14 protein-coding genes are annotated in these 15,283 nt (G+C 61.0%); 10 read left to right on the top strand and 4 right to left on the bottom strand.

Annotated elements, in window-relative coordinates; genetic code table 11:
• Positions 1 to 43 precede the first annotated feature (43 nt).
• Positions 44 to 1,081, bottom strand: a complete 1,038-nt coding sequence (mreB, locus tag CUR33_RS18525) for a rod shape-determining protein MreB (RefSeq protein WP_090255536.1) — start codon at positions 1,079 to 1,081, stop codon at positions 44 to 46.
• Positions 1,082 to 1,347: 266 nt separating this feature from the next.
• Here mreB and gatC point away from each other — a divergent pair, with 266 nt between their 5' ends.
• From gatC to CUR33_RS18495, 6 genes are all read left to right on the top strand, one after another.
• Positions 1,348 to 1,635 carry an Asp-tRNA(Asn)/Glu-tRNA(Gln) amidotransferase subunit GatC gene (gene gatC, locus CUR33_RS18520; RefSeq protein ID WP_160089142.1) on the top strand — a complete coding sequence of 96 codons (288 nt, stop codon included), beginning with the start codon at positions 1,348 to 1,350 and terminating at the stop codon, positions 1,633 to 1,635.
• A gap of 15 nt (positions 1,636 to 1,650) precedes the next feature.
• Entirely contained in the window at positions 1,651 to 3,102 is a 1,452-nt protein-coding gene (gene gatA, locus CUR33_RS18515) for an Asp-tRNA(Asn)/Glu-tRNA(Gln) amidotransferase subunit GatA (protein ID WP_289240529.1), read from the top strand.
• A gap of 11 nt (positions 3,103 to 3,113) precedes the next feature.
• The gene (gene gatB, locus CUR33_RS18510) at positions 3,114 to 4,562 is read left to right on the top strand and encodes an Asp-tRNA(Asn)/Glu-tRNA(Gln) amidotransferase subunit GatB (RefSeq protein WP_289240528.1); all 1,449 of its coding nucleotides are present in this window, start codon (positions 3,114 to 3,116) and stop codon (positions 4,560 to 4,562) included.
• Between the two features lie 71 nt (positions 4,563 to 4,633).
• Complete coding sequence (locus CUR33_RS18505; RefSeq protein WP_090255544.1) at positions 4,634 to 5,005, top strand: septal ring lytic transglycosylase RlpA family protein; 372 nt, start codon at positions 4,634 to 4,636, stop codon at positions 5,003 to 5,005.
• A 100-nt stretch (positions 5,006 to 5,105) separates the two neighbouring features.
• Positions 5,106 to 6,200, top strand: coding sequence for a calcium/sodium antiporter (locus CUR33_RS18500; RefSeq protein WP_289240527.1), 1,095 nt, complete (start codon positions 5,106 to 5,108; stop codon positions 6,198 to 6,200).
• A 3-nt stretch (positions 6,201 to 6,203) separates the two neighbouring features.
• Positions 6,204 to 6,581: a carboxymuconolactone decarboxylase family protein gene (locus tag CUR33_RS18495; RefSeq protein ID WP_289240526.1), complete on the top strand. Its 378-nt coding sequence runs from the start codon at positions 6,204 to 6,206 to the stop codon at positions 6,579 to 6,581.
• Between the two features lie 55 nt (positions 6,582 to 6,636).
• On the opposite strand, the gene CUR33_RS18490 is transcribed toward CUR33_RS18495, so the two are convergent.
• On the bottom strand, positions 6,637 to 7,578 hold the full coding sequence (locus CUR33_RS18490) for an AEC family transporter (protein ID WP_282876775.1): 942 nt from the start codon (positions 7,576 to 7,578) through the stop codon (positions 6,637 to 6,639).
• Between the two features lie 350 nt (positions 7,579 to 7,928).
• Here CUR33_RS18490 and CUR33_RS18485 point away from each other — a divergent pair, with 350 nt between their 5' ends.
• Positions 7,929 to 9,236, top strand: a complete 1,308-nt coding sequence (locus tag CUR33_RS18485) for a CitMHS family transporter (protein WP_289240525.1) — start codon at positions 7,929 to 7,931, stop codon at positions 9,234 to 9,236.
• A gap of 56 nt (positions 9,237 to 9,292) precedes the next feature.
• Here the strand turns inward: CUR33_RS18485 and CUR33_RS18480 are convergent, their stop codons facing one another.
• Together CUR33_RS18480 and CUR33_RS18475 are read right to left on the bottom strand one after the other, a co-directional pair.
• Positions 9,293 to 9,853 carry a response regulator transcription factor gene (locus CUR33_RS18480; RefSeq protein ID WP_090255553.1) on the bottom strand — a complete coding sequence of 187 codons (561 nt, stop codon included), beginning with the start codon at positions 9,851 to 9,853 and terminating at the stop codon, positions 9,293 to 9,295.
• Between the two features lie 13 nt (positions 9,854 to 9,866).
• A complete protein-coding gene (locus tag CUR33_RS18475; protein ID WP_090255554.1) occupies positions 9,867 to 11,120 on the bottom strand; it encodes an ATP-binding protein in 1,254 nt (417 codons plus the stop codon).
• A gap of 258 nt (positions 11,121 to 11,378) precedes the next feature.
• Here CUR33_RS18475 and CUR33_RS18470 point away from each other — a divergent pair, with 258 nt between their 5' ends.
• The 3 genes from CUR33_RS18470 (at position 11,379) to CUR33_RS18460 (ending at position 15,210) form a co-directional block, all read left to right on the top strand.
• Positions 11,379 to 12,092 carry an SIMPL domain-containing protein gene (locus tag CUR33_RS18470; RefSeq protein ID WP_289240524.1) on the top strand — a complete coding sequence of 238 codons (714 nt, stop codon included), beginning with the start codon at positions 11,379 to 11,381 and terminating at the stop codon, positions 12,090 to 12,092.
• Positions 12,093 to 12,315: 223 nt separating this feature from the next.
• Positions 12,316 to 13,914 carry an ABC transporter substrate-binding protein gene (locus CUR33_RS18465; protein ID WP_289240523.1) on the top strand — a complete coding sequence of 533 codons (1,599 nt, stop codon included), beginning with the start codon at positions 12,316 to 12,318 and terminating at the stop codon, positions 13,912 to 13,914.
• Positions 13,915 to 14,199: 285 nt separating this feature from the next.
• Complete coding sequence (locus tag CUR33_RS18460; protein ID WP_282876779.1) at positions 14,200 to 15,210, top strand: ABC transporter permease subunit; 1,011 nt, start codon at positions 14,200 to 14,202, stop codon at positions 15,208 to 15,210.
• Positions 15,211 to 15,283: the final 73 nt, after the last annotated feature.

Here is a 15,283-nt window from a genome sequence, read left to right as displayed (position 1 = left end):
AGGTGATACCCGACTTGCAGCTCAAGACGTGGAGCGGTCGCGCTTATTCCGAGGACAGCAAGTCCATGGTGTGGCGATCCATCATCTCCAGCGCCTTGCCGCCACCGCGTGCAACGCAGGTTAGCGGGTCTTCAGCGACGATAACCGGCAGGCCGGTTTCCTGCGACAGCAGTTTGTCCAGATCACGCAGCAACGCACCACCACCGGTCAGCACCAGGCCACGCTCGGCAATGTCGGACGCCAGCTCTGGCGGCGATTGCTCCAGCGCGCTCTTCACCGCCTGGACGATGGTCGCCAGGGATTCCTGCAGCGCTTCGAGCACCTCGTTGGAGTTCAGGGTAAAGCTGCGCGGTACGCCTTCGGCCAGGTTGCGGCCACGCACGTCAACTTCACGCAGCTCGCCACCGGCGTAGGCGGTGCCGATTTCCTGCTTGATCCGCTCAGCGGTGGATTCACCGATCAGCGAGCCGTAGTTACGGCGCACGTAGGTGATGATCGCTTCATCGAAACGGTCGCCACCAACGCGGACGGATTCGGCATAAACCACACCGTTCAGGGAGATCAGGGCGATTTCAGTGGTACCACCACCGATGTCGACGACCATCGAACCGCGGGCTTCTTCTACCGGCAAGCCGGCGCCGATAGCAGCAGCCATTGGCTCTTCGATCAGGAACACTTCACGAGCACCGGCACCGAGGGCCGATTCACGGATGGCGCGACGCTCCACCTGGGTGGATTTGCACGGCACGCAGATCAGCACGCGCGGCGACGGTTGCAGGAAGCTGTTTTCGTGAACTTTGTTGATGAAGTACTGCAGCATCTTCTCGCAGACGCTGAAGTCGGCGATCACGCCGTCTTTCATCGGACGAATGGCGGCAATGTTGCCGGGGGTACGGCCGAGCATCCGCTTGGCTTCGGTTCCGACCGCCACAACGCTCTTCTGGTTACCGTGGGTACGGATGGCGACCACGGACGGCTCGTTCAGCACAATGCCGCGTTCGCGAACATAAATCAGGGTATTGGCAGTGCCCAGGTCAATCGACAGATCGCTGGAAAACATGCCACGCAGTTTTTTGAACATGGGATAAGGACCCTAGGCAACGCGTGGGTAAAGGCGAAGCGCGGTAAAGGCGCTGCTAAAAAGTGCGGCAAACTCTAACAACGGCAGGGATTTTGAGCAAGGCACCAATATGTTAGATTGCCGGTTTTTCAGGGCTTTAAGGCCCATCATCACGACCTTTGACCACCACCTATCACTATCTGTTCCCTGCGCACCTGTGCATGGCGACCCGTTCACATTTCCAAAGGCGGCCAGCAAATGCGCTGCTTCATATAGGGAGAAACCTGATGGCGCTTGAACGCTCCGACGTGGAGAAAATCGCTCATCTGGCCCGACTGGGCCTGAATGAAGCCGATATCCCGGGTACCACCGAGACCCTTAATAACATTCTTGGCCTGATTGATCAGATGCAAGCGGTCAATACTGACGGCATCGAACCACTGGCTCACCCACTGGAAGCCACTCAGCGCCTGCGCGCCGACCAGGTCACCGAACGCAACCAGCGCGAGGCCTATCAGGCCATCGCACCCGCCGTGGAAAACGGTCTGTACCTGGTTCCGAAAGTCATCGAGTAAGGGATAAGCCAAGCCATGCATCAATTTACCCTGGCCGAGATCGCCCGCGGACTCGCCGACAAACAGTTTTCGTCTGAAGAGCTGACCCGCAGCCTGTTGGCGCGCATCGCCCAACTCGACCCGCTGCTCAACAGCTTTATCACCGTCACCGAGGAGCTGGCCCTGAGCCAAGCCACCGCGGCTGACGCCCGCCGCGCCAACGGCGAGAATGGCGCCCTGCTCGGCGCACCAATCGGCCACAAGGATCTGTTCTGCACGCAAGACGTGCTGACCAGCTGCGCATCGAAAATCCTCACCGGGTTCAAGGCCCCCTATAACGCCACCGTGGTCGACAAGCTCGCCAGCGCCGGCGCCGTGACCCTGGGCAAGCTGAACATGGACGAATTCGCAATGGGCTCGGCCAACGAATCCAGCCATTACGGCGCTGTGAAAAACCCCTGGGACCTGACCCGCGTACCTGGCGGCTCTTCCGGCGGCTCGGCTGCAGCTGTGGCCGCACGCCTACTGCCTGCCGCGACCGGCACCGACACCGGCGGCTCAATCCGCCAGCCAGCGGCGCTGACCAACCTCACCGGGATCAAGCCGACCTACGGCCGTGTGTCGCGCTGGGGCATGATTGCCTATGCGTCCAGCCTCGACCAGGGCGGCCCACTGGCCCGCACGGCTGAAGACTGCGCACTGATGCTGCAAGCCATGGCCGGTTTCGACACCAAGGACAGCACCAGCGTTGATCAGCCGGTTGATGACTACCTGGCCGCCCTCAGCCAACCGCTGAATGGCCTGCGCATCGGCCTGCCGAAGGAATACTTCGGCACAGGCCTGGATGCGCGCATCGGCGAAAAGGTGATGGCGGTGGTCGAAGAACTAAAGAAGCTCGGCGCAACCATTAAAGAAATCAGCTTGCCGAACATGCAGCACGCGATACCCGCCTACTACGTAATCGCCCCGGCCGAGGCCAGCAGCAACCTCTCGCGCTTTGACGGCGTGCGCTTCGGCTACCGCTGCGAGAACCCGGTAAACCTGGAAGACCTCTACAAGCGTTCGCGCGGCGAAGGTTTCGGCGCAGAAGTGAAGCGCCGCATCATGGTCGGCACTTACGCGCTGTCCGCCGGCTACTACGACGCCTATTACCTCAAAGCGCAGAAGATCCGCCGCCTGATCAAGAATGACTTTGTCGCTGCTTTTAATGATGTCGACGTGATCCTCGGCCCCACCACGCCGAACCTGGCCTGGAAGCTCGGCGAGAAGAACAACGATCCGGTTGCCGCCTACCTGGAAGACATCTACACCATCACCGCCAACCTGGCCGGCATCCCCGGCCTGTCGATGCCTGCGGGCTTCGTCGATAGCTTGCCGGTCGGTGTGCAGCTGCTCGCCCCTTACTTCCAAGAAGGCCGCCTGCTCAACGTCGCCCACCAGTACCAACAGGTCACTGACTGGCACACCCACGCACCGAGCGGATTCTGAGGACGACTGACATGCAATGGGAAACCGTAATCGGGCTGGAAATTCACGCCCAGCTCAGCACCCAATCGAAGATTTTCTCCGCCAGCGCCATCGCTTTCGGCGCCGAGCCCAACACCCAGGCCAGCTTGGTTGACCTCGGCATGCCTGGCACCCTGCCGGTACTGAACGCTGAAGCCGTACGCATGGCCTGCAAGTTCGGACTGGCGATTGATGCCGAAATCGCCCCGCACAACATCTTTGCGCGCAAGAACTACTTCTACCCGGACCTGCCCAAGGGCTACCAGACCAGCCAGATGGACCACCCCATCGTTGGCAAGGGCTTCCTCGACATCACCCTGGAAGACGGTACGAGCAAGCGCATCGGCATCACCCGTGCGCACCTGGAAGAAGACGCCGGCAAGAGCCTGCACGAAGACTTCCACGGCATGAGCGGCATCGACCTCAACCGTGCCGGCACGCCGTTGCTGGAAATCGTCTCCGAGCCGGACATCCGCTCAGCCAAAGAAGCCGTGGCCTACGTCAAGGCAATCCATGCGCTGGTACGCTACCTCGGCATCTGCGATGGCAACATGGCCGAAGGCTCGCTGCGCTGCGACTGTAACGTCTCGGTGCGCCCGGTTGGCCAGGCCGAGTTCGGCACCCGCGCCGAGATCAAGAACGTCAACTCGTTCCGCTTTATCGAAAAAGCCATCAACCATGAAGTGCAGCGCCAAATCGAACTGATCGAAGACGGCGGCAAAGTGGTGCAGGAAACTCGCCTGTACGACCCGAACAAGGACCAGACGCGCTCCATGCGCAGCAAGGAAGAAGCCAACGACTACCGTTACTTCCCCTGCCCCGACCTGCTGCCGGTGATGATCGAGCAGAGCTTCCTCGACGAAGTGCGCGCCACCCTGCCGGAGTTGCCGGTCGAGAAGCGCGCGCGTTTCGAGCGCGAGTTCGGCCTATCCGCCTACGACGCCGACGTACTGGCCGCCAGCCGCGAACTGGCCAACTACTTCGAGGCCGTCAACACCGTGTGCGGCGACGCCAAACTGGCCGCCAACTGGGTGATGGGCGAGCTGTCCAGCCTGCTCAACAAGGACAATCTGGAAATCGACCAGTCGCCGGTTTCCGCCGAGCAGCTGGGCGGGATGATCCTGCGCATCAAGGACAACACCATCAGCGGCAAGATCGCCAAGATGGTCTTCGAGGCCCTGGCCGCCGGTGAAGGTGCAAGCGCTGACGAAGTGATCGAGAAGAAAGGCCTCAAGCAGGTCACCGACTCTGGCGCCATCGAAGCCATGCTGGACGAAGTACTGGCCGCCAACGCTGAGCAGGTTGAACAGTACCGGGCAGCGGATGAAGCCAAGCGCGGCAAGATGTTCGGCTTCTTCGTCGGCCAGGCCATGAAAGCCTCGAAGGGCAAGGCCAACCCCGGCCAGGTGAACGAACTGCTGAAGAAAAAGCTCGAAGCTTGAGCCTTGTAGCACGACATAACGCCGGGTCTACCCGGCGTTGTTTTGTCCGCCATCCACATTCAGGTACCGCTATGCGCCTGTTACTGATTGCATTCACCAGCTTGCTGCTCAGCGCCTGCGCCAGCCAGGGCCAGGTCGACCCGCAGGGCTATCGCGCCGAGGGCCAGGCGTCCTATTACGGCGCAAGGCACCACGGTAACAAGACCGCCAGCGGCGAACGCTTTGACCAGAATGCACTGACCGCAGCACACCGCACCCTGCCGTTTGGTAGCCGCGTGCAGGTGACCAATCTGCGCAATGACAAGACAGTGGTGGTACGCATCAACGACCGCGGCCCCTACGCCAAGAAGCGTATCATCGACCTCTCGCAAAAAGCCGCCGAACAGCTGGATATGCTGCGAGACGGCGTAGTGCCAGTGCGCGTGGAACAACTGGCCGACTGAACACAGCTGTTTACAAAGAATCCGTAGGCAGCCCAGTCCAGCCTCTGGCGCCAAGCAAGCCGATGATTAAACTAGCGCCACTTTTATGGAGCCCCTTGCAATGACCCTGATGACCTTTGTTTATCTGATCGCAGGCCTGGTGCTGCTGGTTGCCGGTGCCGAGGTACTGGTACGCGGCGCCGCCAAACTGGCCGCGCAATTCGGCATTCCGCCGCTGATCATCGGCTTGACCGTGGTGGCCTTCGGCACCAGCGCGCCGGAAACCGCCGTCAGCGTACAAGCTGCACTGGATGGCAGTGGTGATCTGGCGATTGGCAACGTGGTCGGCAGCAATATCGCCAACGTGTTGTTTATCCTCGGCCTGACCGCACTGATCGCCCCGCTGATCGTATCGCGCCAGCTGATCCGCCTGGATGTGCCGATCATGATTAGCGCCAGCCTGCTGACCTTCGCCCTGGCCTGGGACGGCAGCCTGAGCAAACTCGACGGCGCCATACTGTTCGCTGGCATCGTCGCCTACACAGCCTTTCTAATCATCAGTAGCCGCAAGCAGAAGTCCCTCGAAGATGATGAATTCAGCAAGGAATTCGGCCTCGATGAACCCGTTAAACCCTATGCCTGGGCAATCAATCTGGGACTGATCATCGTCGGCCTGGTACTGCTGGTCAGCGGTTCCAACTTCCTTGTGGAAGGTGCGGTTACCCTGGCGCGCACGCTGGGTATCTCGGAGCTGGTAATCGGCCTTACGGTGGTCGCCGTCGGCACCTCGCTGCCGGAGCTGGCCACCTCAGTGCTGGCTGCCATCAAGGGCGAGCGCGATATCGCCGTGGGCAATATCGTCGGCAGCAACATCTTCAACCTGCTCTGCGTGCTGGGCCTGGCCTCGATGGTCTCGCCGCAAGCCATCAGTGTGGCCGCCAATGCCCTGGCTTTCGACTTCCCGGTGATGATCGCCGTGGCTGTAGCCTGCCTGCCGATCTTCTTCGCCGGCTACCGCATCAACCGCTGGGAAGGTCTGCTGTTTCTGGCCTACTACGTGGCCTATACGGTCTACCTGGTGATGTCGTCGACCGGCCGCCCGTTTGCCGAAATCTTCGGTGACGCCATGCTTGGCTACGCCCTACCGCTGACTGCCGTAACCCTGGTGATCATCGCCGGCCGTGCCTGGCACAAGCAGCGGGGCCAGGAGGTTTAACCGATGAGCGATACCCATGAGCAGGGCCTGAAAGTCCGCCGCGAAGTGATGGGCGATGCCTTTGTCGAGCGCGCCCTGGGTAACGCCACGGACTTTACCCAGCCGCTGCAGGACTTCGTTAACGAACACGCCTGGGGCGGTGTGTGGACCCGCGAAGGGCTGGACCGCAAGACACGCAGCCTGATCACGCTGTCGGCGCTTACTGCACTGAAATGCCCGCAGGAGCTTAAGGGGCACGTGCGCGGTGCGCTGAACAATGGCTGTACGGTCGAAGAAATCCGCGAAACCCTGCTGCACTGTGCGGTGTATGCCGGCGTGCCGGCCGCCATTGATGCCTTTCGCGCGGCCCAGGAAGTCATCGACGACTTCCAGCAAGCCTGATCGCAGCACATCAAAAAGCCGGGCATTGCCCGGCTTTTTGATGCCTGTGGGATGGCTAAATCCAGCCGCCCCACTGCAGCACAAACAGCCCGATGTTGGTGGTGATCGCCGCCGCTAGGGTGGTAATGACGATGATCGCCGCCGCCAGCTGATGGTTAGCGCCGGCAGCCTTGGCCATCACGAAGCTGGCCGCTGCGGTCGGGCTGGCAAAGAACAGAAACAGAATGCCTAGTTCAGCCTCGCGGAAACCGCAGAAGAACGCACCAAGGGTGCCCAGCAGCGGCAGCCAGACCATCTTCATCACACTGGCCCCCAAGGCCACCTTGCCACTTTCGCGCAGCGATGCCAGCGACAGCGTGGCACCGATACAGATCAGCGCAAGAGGCAAGGTCAGTTGCGCCAGATACTCGCCCGAGGTGGTCAGCCAGGCCGGCAGTCGAACTTGCCAGTAGGCAAACGGTATCGCCGCCAGCACACCGAGGATCAGCGGATTACGCAGAATGTTTTTGCTGATGCTCCACACGCTGGCCTTGGCGTTCGGGCTGTAGATCGCTAGAACAATCGCCGACAGGCTGTTGTAGCTGAGGATCACCACGCCACCGAGTACCCCGCCGAGCGAAAGACCGTAATCACCGTACAGACTGGTGGCCAGTGCCAGGCCGATGATGCCGTTATTGCCGCGAAACGCTCCTTGCACATACACGCCACGGTCCACCCGCGGCACCCGCCACAGCGCCCAGCCCCATACCAGCAGAAAGCCCACCACAGTCGCCAGCACAAAATAACCGAGTAGCGCCGGCTGCAGAGCGGTGCGCAGATCGGCATGCAGGATGGCGAGAAACAACATGGCCGGCATGCTGACATTGAAGACCAGAGAAGTGGCTGTGCTGATAAAGGCGGCGTCGATCTGCCCCAGGCGCTTGAGCAGCAGACCGAGAAACAGCATGGCGAACACCGGCGCAGTGATGCCGAGAATTTCCGAGAAGATTGCAAACATGCGAAGGCACTGGGGAGCTGGAAGTCTGGCGATGATAACAGGCCAGACTTTCAGCCTGCTTTCAGATCGAGACAAACCCGCAGGCAAGCGCAGACCAACTGCAAGCCGGCGAAAGCTGGCTGAAAGCTTGTCTTCGTAGACTCGCCCCACGGCTGACTCGATTCGGCCACCCCGGCTGCCAGCACGCCTGCGCACCTGACAAAAACAACAACGGTAATTGCCATGTTTATTTTGCCGCTCTGCTCGCGCACCCGCGCGCACCGCCCCCGTCTCCGCCCGACTCGGCTGCAACCGCTGCCTCATTAAGGCCGCGCCCTGCTTTCCGCACTCTACCCACCCGGAGACTCGTCATGCTGACTTTCCTTGGCTTTGCCATGGTCATCACCTTTATGTACCTGATCATGAGCAAGCGCCTGTCCGCGCTGATCGCGCTGATCATCATCCCCATCGCCTTCGCCCTGATCGGCGGCTTCGCCAGCGACATCGGCCCGATGATGCTCGAGGGCATCAGCAAACTCGCGCCGACCGGGGTGATGCTGATGTTTGCCATCCTCTATTTCGCCATCATGATCGACTCAGGCCTGTTCGATCCGCCCGTGCGCCTGATCCTCAAGCTGGTAAAGGGCGACCCGCTGAAAGTGGCTGTCGGCACCGTGGCCCTGGCGTTGATCGTCTCACTCGACGGTGATGGCTCAACCACCTACATGATCTGCGTCGGCGCCATGCTGCCGCTTTACAGCCGCTTGAAGATGAGCCCGACCATCATGGCCGGCCTGATCATCATGGCCGGCGGCATCATGAACATGACGCCCTGGGGCGGACCGACCGCTCGCGCTGCCAGCGCCCTGCATGTCGACCCCTCAGATGTGTTTGTGCCGATGATCCCGACCATGGTGATCGGGGCCATCGTGCTGTTTGCCGTCGCCTATTTCTATGGCCTGCGTGAGCGCAAGCGCCTGGGCATTCTGCAACTGCCGGACGCTCAGGCCGGCCAGGAGCAGATCAGCGTTTCGCAGTACCCCGAAGCTCGCCGCCCCAAGCTGACCCTGATCAATGCCGCCCTCACCGTGGTACTCATGACGACGCTGATTGCCGGCCTGCTGCCGATGCCGGTGCTGTTTATGATCGCGTTCAGCATCGCCATGATCATCAACTACCCCTGCCTGCAGCAGCAGAAAGAGCGTATCGCCACCCACGCTGGCAACGTTCTGGCAGTGGTCGGATTGATCTTCGCAGCGGGAATCTTCACCGGCATTCTGTCCGGCACGGGCATGGTCGACGCCATGTCCAAGAGCCTGCTGGCGGTCATCCCTGATGCCCTCGGCCCGCATCTGGCGGTGATCACGGCACTGGTGAGCATGCCGTTCACCTTCTTTATGTCCAACGATGCGTTCTACTACGGCATCCTGCCGGTGCTCAACGAAGCCGCCGCCAACTACGGCATCAGCCCAGTGGAAATGGCCCGCGCCTCGATTGTTGGCCAACCGGTACACCTGCTCAGCCCGCTGGTGCCTTCCACCTATTTGCTGATCGGCCTGGCAAAGATCGAATTCGGCGACCTGCAGCGCTTCACCCTGAAATGGGCGGTGCTGATCTGCATGGCCATCATGTTTGCGGCACTGCTGTTAGGGGTATTCCCGCTCTTCGCCAGCCTCTAACGACTGACGTACAGGAACGTCGCGGCATCCGGTCAAACCGGCTGCCGCACACGTGTTCAGCGGCGTACCGGACGCTTCTGCAACTTGCGCTGCAAGGTCCGTCGATGCATGCCCAAGGCGCGGGCAGTGGCGGAAATATTACCTTCATGCTCGCTGAGCACGCGCTGGATGTGCTCCCACTGCAGACGGTCCACTGACATCGGATTTTCCGGCACCAGGCTATCCAGGTCGGCATGTTGAGTCAGCAGCGCGGCCAGCACATCGTCGGCATCGGCCGGTTTGCACAGGTAGTTGCAGGCGCCACGCTTGATCGCCTCCACCGCTGTGGCAATGCTCGAATAGCCAGTGAGAATCACCACGCGCATTTCGGCGTCCAGCTCCAGCAGCTTGGGCAGCAGCACCAGACCGGAATCACCTTCCATCTTCAGGTCGACCACGGCGTAGTCCGGCAGGTCCTGCACGGCCAGGGCAAGGCCTTCCTCAGCGGAACCGGCGGTCGACACACGCAAGCCACGTCGGCTCATGGCCCGCGCCATGACACGGGTAAAAGTCGGGTCATCGTCAACCAGCAACAGGTGCGGTTGTTCGTCGCCTTCGAACAGGATTTCGTCACTCATACTCAATGCTTCCTCAGGCTCGGCCGTAGGCGCGCGGCAGTTTCAGCTCGGTGAGCGTGCCGCCTTCTTCATGGTTATACAGTTTAACCGTGCCGCCGGCACGGGTGACGCTGGCCTGACTGAGGAACAGACCCAGACCAAACCCCTTGCCCTTGGTAGTGAAAAACGGCCGCCCCAGCTGCTCGGCAATCGCCAGCGGCACACCGGCACCAAAGTCACGAATGCTAAAGCGCAGCCACTGGTGATCCCAATCCAGGCGAATATCCAGCTTGTCCGGGCAGGCGTCGGCGGCGTTGTTCAGCAGGTTGAGCAACGCCTGGGTCAGATCGGCCGGCGGCATCATTTTTGGAGGGGTGCCACGGCCCAGGCATTGATAGCGATAACTGGCTTCAGGGCGCATCAGGTGCCAGCGATTGAGCGTGGTTTCCAGCCATTCGACTGACGACAGCTCGATCACTGCCTGACGGCGATCTGCTTCGGCGGCGCGCACCAGCTGCTGCAGGGTTTCTTTGCACAGTTTGACCTGCTCCTGCAGCACGGCTAGGTCTTCCTGCAGGGTCGGCTCCTGATGCTCGCGGCGCAGTTCCTTGATCAGCACGCTCATGGTCGCCAGCGGCGTGCCCAATTCGTGCGCCGCACCCGCCGCCTGGGTTGCTACGGCGAGCAGTTGCTGATCACGCAAGCCTTCTTCCCGGCGCTCGGCGCGCAGCTCTTCCTGACGGCGCAGCTCTTCGGCCATCTTCGCAACAAAGAAGGTGATTAGCCCCGCGGCCAGGGCAAAGCTCAACCACATGCCATAGATCAGCAGGCTTTCACGCGGGCCGGACGGCAGGTCCAGCGGGTGCGACCAGACCAGCAGAAAGGTATAACCGCCCAGCGCCAGCCCCGAGAGAGTAATGGTGTAGAGCCAGGGCAAGGTCGCTGCGGCAATCGTCAGCGGCACCAAGTAATAGGAAACAAACGGGTTGGTCGAACCACCCGAGTAATACAGCAACAGGCTGTGGATGATCAGGTCGCAGCCCAGTTGCACCGCGTATTCCTGCTCAGTCACCGGCCAGGGGCCGCGCAAACGCAACGCGGTCAGCAGACACAGCACCAGGGAGATGCCGAGGGTGACGCTGAGTTCCAGCCAGGGCAGCGGCAGCGCCCCCGACTTGTACGCCAGCCCCACAGAACCGGCTTGCGCGGCCAGCACCAGAATGCGGATCAGGGTCAGGCGCCAGAGGTTTTGCCGGCTCGCCGACAGTAGCTGCACAGGTGCGAGCATAGAATCTCCAAGATGCTCATTTAGCGAGCCGCAGGAGTATAACCAAGCCTCTCTACGCCTCACTGCGGCAACACGCCGCAGCACGCACCCTGTAGAGCAAAAGGGCACGCAGCCACGCTTATTCGCAACCAGTTGAAGCGCAAGGAATAACTGGCCGTAAAAATGTGGAACCGGATTTAACCCGTTCAGTCTGATAGCTACGTCTACCCTCTGGAAAGCCGCGCATACCCCATGCGCCCATCACACAAAGGAATCGTCATGTTGCCATTGTCCCGCCTCGCCACCGCCCTGCTACTGAGCGCCACCACCCTGATGAGCGCTACAGCCATGGCCGAAGAAGCGCGCTACAACCAGGTCGCTCTGCGCGCCGAGGTCAATAAGGAAATCGCCCACGACCTGATGCACGTCACCCTTTACAGCGAAGCCCAGGACAGCGACCCAGCCGCCCTCGCCGCGCAGATCAGCAAAACCCTGAATGCCAGTATCGCTCAGGCGCGCAAGGTCAAAGGCATCAGCGTTACCTCTGGCAGCCGTAACAGCTACCCGGTTTACGATGACAAGGGCCAGAAAATCACCGCCTGGCGCGAGCGCGCCGAGCTGCGCCTGGAGAGCGCCGATTTCAGCGCGCTGTCCAAGCTCACCGGGGAAATGCTGCAAACCCTGAAGATGGGCGGGATGAACTTCAGCATCGCCTCGGACACCCGTAAAACCCACGAAGACGGCCTGCTCAAGGACGCCGTGGCAGCCTTCAAGGCCCGCGCGCAATTGGCCACCGAAGCCCTCGGCGGCAGCGGTTATAAGCTGGTTAGCCTGAGCCTGAATACCGGCGGCTTCCAGCCACCCATGCCGATGCGCATGGAGGCCATGAAAGGCGCGGCGATGATGGATGCGGCGGTGACGCCGGAGATCGAAGCCGGCACCAGCCAGGTCAACATCAACGCCGACGGTGTGATCGAAGTGCAGATGCCATAAAAACTGCTACAAACAGAAGCAGCGCCGTTATCCGACGATAGCGGCGCTTTGCCATGTTTTTCTCGCACTTTTATAGATATGCGACACCAACATACTGTTGCATCGTCATTCCTGTTCTCTCTGCGACATGTCACTTGCCTACGGCATACGCCCTGCATAGTTTCTCCCAAGGTCTCCACAAGAGGCCCCTCAGGATCACAACCACAATAACCATGAGGTCACTATGCGTAAGAACGCCGTCATCCAGGCTTTACTCGCCGCTGGGCTGATCGCCAGCACGCCACTTGCCAGCGCCGCCGGCAACCTGGTGTTCTGCTCCGAAGGCAGCCCCGCCGGGTTCGACCCTGGCCTGTACACCACCGGCACCGATTTCGATGCTGCAGCGGAAACCGTGTTCAACCGCCTGAGCCAGTTCGAGCGTGGCGGCACCAAAGTGATCCCTGGCCTCGCCGAGAAGTGGGATATCAGCGAAGACGGTCTGAGCTACACCTTTCACCTGCGTCCAAACGTGAAATTCCACACCACCGAATACTTCAAGCCGAGCCGCGACTTCAACGCAGACGACGTGCTGTTCACCTTCCAGCGCATGCTCGACAAGGACCACCCTTTCCGCAAAGCCTACCCGTCGGAGTTCCCCTACTTCACCGACATGGGCATGGACGCGAACATCGCCAAGATCGAAAAACTCGACGACATGACCGTCAAGTTCAGCCTCAACGAAGTCGACGCTGCCTTTATCCAGAACCTGGCGATGAGCTTTGCCTCGATCCAGTCCGCCGAATACGCCGACAGCCTGCTCAAGGCCGGCAAGGCTGCCGACATCAACCAGAAGCCCATTGGCACCGGCCCATTCGTGTTCAGCCGCTACCAGAAAGATGCGGTGATCCGCTTCAAGGGCAACAAGGAATACTGGCAGCCGGATGAGGTGAAGATCGACAACCTGATTTTCGCCATCAACACCGACGCCTCGGTGCGCATGCAGAAGCTCAAGGCCGGCGAATGCCAGGTCACCCTGTTCCCGCGCCCGGCGGATCTGGACGCGCTGAAAAAAGACCCGAACCTGGACATGCCCGAGCAGGCCGGCTTCAACGTCGGCTATATCGCCTACAACGTCACCCACCCGCCGTTCGACAAACTCGAAGTGCGCCAGGCACTGGACATGGCGGTGAACAAGCAGGGCATCATCGACGCGGTGTACCAGAGCGCCGGCCAGCTGGCGGTCAACGGCATGCCGCCGACCCAATGGTCGTATGACGACAGCATCAAGGACCCCGCCTACGACCCAGAAAAAGCCAAGGAGTTACTCAAGGCCGCCGGCGTCAAAGAGGGCACCGAAATCACCCTGTGGGCTATGCCGGTACAGCGCCCGTACAACCCCAACGCCAAGCTGATGGCTGAAATGCTGCAAAGCGACTGGGCCAAGGTGGGCATCAAGGCCAAGATCGTCAGCTACGAATGGGGTGAATACCTCAAGCGTGCCAAGGCCGGCGAACACGACGCCATGCTGATCGGCTGGAGTGGCGACAACGGTGACCCGGACAACTGGCTCGGCACCCTCTATGGTTGCGACGCCGTGGACGGCAACAACTTCTCCAAGTGGTGCCATGCCGACTACGACAAGCTGGTGAAAGCTGCCAAACGGGTGACCGATACCGCAGAACGCACCGAGCTGTACAAGCAAGCTCAGGTGATTCTCAAGCGCGAAGTGCCGATCACCCCGATCGCCCACTCCACGGTCTACCAGCCGATGAGCAAGAAGGTCGTGGACTTCAAGATCAGCCCGTTCGCGTTGAACTCGTTCTACGGCGTCGGCGTCAAGTAACAGCGCTTCTCGACCAAGCTGGCGAGCGGCTTACCCCGCCACTCGCCAGCCGGACAACGGCGGCCTACCCGGCTGCCGTTTGCTGGCTCCGTATAACCCGAGGATTACGCTGATGACTGGACCGACCTGGACCGACCTAACTGCCAGGCACTCTGTTGCCTGCCGCACCCCGCCTGCAACATGCGCGCTCAACCGGCACCTGGCTGCCGAGCCACTCGCCGCACTACAACAGCGTCCGGCCATGCAGCCCGATGCACGCTCACCTTTTTTGGAGCACTGACCCGCATGCTGTCCTTTATTGTCCGACGCCTGCTATTGCTGATCCCCACCTTTTTCGGCGTCACCCTATTGACCTTCGCGCTGATCCGCATGATCCCCGGCGACCCGGTGGAAGTGATGATGGGCGAACGCCGCGTCGACCCGGTGATGCATGCTGAGGCCATGGAGCGCCTGGGCCTGAACAAACCGCTGTATGCCCAGTATTTCGACTATATCGGCCAGCTGGCCCAAGGCGACCTGGGGCAATCGCTGCGTACCCGGGAAAGCGTGTGGAGCGAATTTCTCACCCTGTTTCCCGCCACCGTCGAACTGGCGCTGGCCGCCCTGCTGTTCGCTGGCACCCTCGGGCTGATCGCAGGCGTGATTGCCGCCCTCAAGCGCGGTTCGCTGTTCGACCACGGCGTAATGGGCATCTCGCTGGCCGGCTACTCGATGCCGATTTTCTGGTGGGGCCTGCTGCTGATCATGTTCTTCTCGGTATGGCTGGGCTGGACGCCGGTGTCCGGGCGCATCGACCTGCTCTACGACATCCCGCCGGTCACCGGTTTTATGCTGATCGACACCTTGCTCAGCGGCGAAGAGGGCGCCTTTGTCGATGCCCTGCGCCATTTGATCCTGCCGGCCATCGTGCTGGGCACCATTCCGCTGGCGGTAATCGCGCGCATGACCCGCTCAGCGATGCTCGAAGTGCTGCGCGAAGACTATGTGCGCACCGCCCGTGCCAAGGGCCTGTCACCGGCCCGCGTGGTGTTTGTTCACGGCCTGCGCAATGCATTAATCCCGGTGCTCACGGTGTTCGGCCTGCAGGTCGGCGCGCTGCTGGCGGGCGCGGTACTGACCGAAACCATCTTCTCCTGGCCGGGCATCGGCAAATGGCTGATCGAGTCGATCGGCGCGCGTGACTACCCGGTGGTGCAGAACGGCATTTTGCTGATCGCCTGCCTGGTGATCCTGGTCAACTTCGTGGTGGACATCCTCTACGGATTGGCTAACCCACGCATTCGCCATCAGCGCTAAGAACCTGCCCATGGCCTGCTGCGCGTCGGCGATACGGCGTCAAAACCAGCTTCGGAATGCTCATGTGCAGCAG

The organism is Pseudomonas sp. FEMGT703P (assembly GCF_002786345.1).
Taxonomy (GTDB): domain Bacteria; phylum Pseudomonadota; class Gammaproteobacteria; order Pseudomonadales; family Pseudomonadaceae; genus Aquipseudomonas; species Aquipseudomonas peli.
The sequence above is the reverse complement of the archived record's forward strand: the minus strand, read 5'-3'. Positions and strand labels throughout refer to the sequence as shown.

Coding starts and splice junctions, on each gene's coding strand:
- mreB (WP_090255536.1), bottom strand. CDS start 1,081: ATGTTCAAAAAACTGCGTGGCATGTTTTCCAGCGATCTGTCGATTGAC.
- gatC (WP_160089142.1), top strand. CDS start 1,348: ATGGCGCTTGAACGCTCCGACGTGGAGAAAATCGCTCATCTGGCCCGA.
- gatA (WP_289240529.1), top strand. CDS start 1,651: ATGCATCAATTTACCCTGGCCGAGATCGCCCGCGGACTCGCCGACAAA.
- gatB (WP_289240528.1), top strand. CDS start 3,114: ATGCAATGGGAAACCGTAATCGGGCTGGAAATTCACGCCCAGCTCAGC.
- CUR33_RS18505 (WP_090255544.1), top strand. CDS start 4,634: ATGCGCCTGTTACTGATTGCATTCACCAGCTTGCTGCTCAGCGCCTGC.
- CUR33_RS18500 (WP_289240527.1), top strand. CDS start 5,106: ATGACCCTGATGACCTTTGTTTATCTGATCGCAGGCCTGGTGCTGCTG.
- CUR33_RS18495 (WP_289240526.1), top strand. CDS start 6,204: ATGAGCGATACCCATGAGCAGGGCCTGAAAGTCCGCCGCGAAGTGATG.
- CUR33_RS18490 (WP_282876775.1), bottom strand. CDS start 7,578: ATGTTTGCAATCTTCTCGGAAATTCTCGGCATCACTGCGCCGGTGTTC.
- CUR33_RS18485 (WP_289240525.1), top strand. CDS start 7,929: ATGCTGACTTTCCTTGGCTTTGCCATGGTCATCACCTTTATGTACCTG.
- CUR33_RS18480 (WP_090255553.1), bottom strand. CDS start 9,853: ATGAGTGACGAAATCCTGTTCGAAGGCGACGAACAACCGCACCTGTTG.
- CUR33_RS18475 (WP_090255554.1), bottom strand. CDS start 11,120: ATGCTCGCACCTGTGCAGCTACTGTCGGCGAGCCGGCAAAACCTCTGG.
- CUR33_RS18470 (WP_289240524.1), top strand. CDS start 11,379: ATGTTGCCATTGTCCCGCCTCGCCACCGCCCTGCTACTGAGCGCCACC.
- CUR33_RS18465 (WP_289240523.1), top strand. CDS start 12,316: ATGCGTAAGAACGCCGTCATCCAGGCTTTACTCGCCGCTGGGCTGATC.
- CUR33_RS18460 (WP_282876779.1), top strand. CDS start 14,200: ATGCTGTCCTTTATTGTCCGACGCCTGCTATTGCTGATCCCCACCTTT.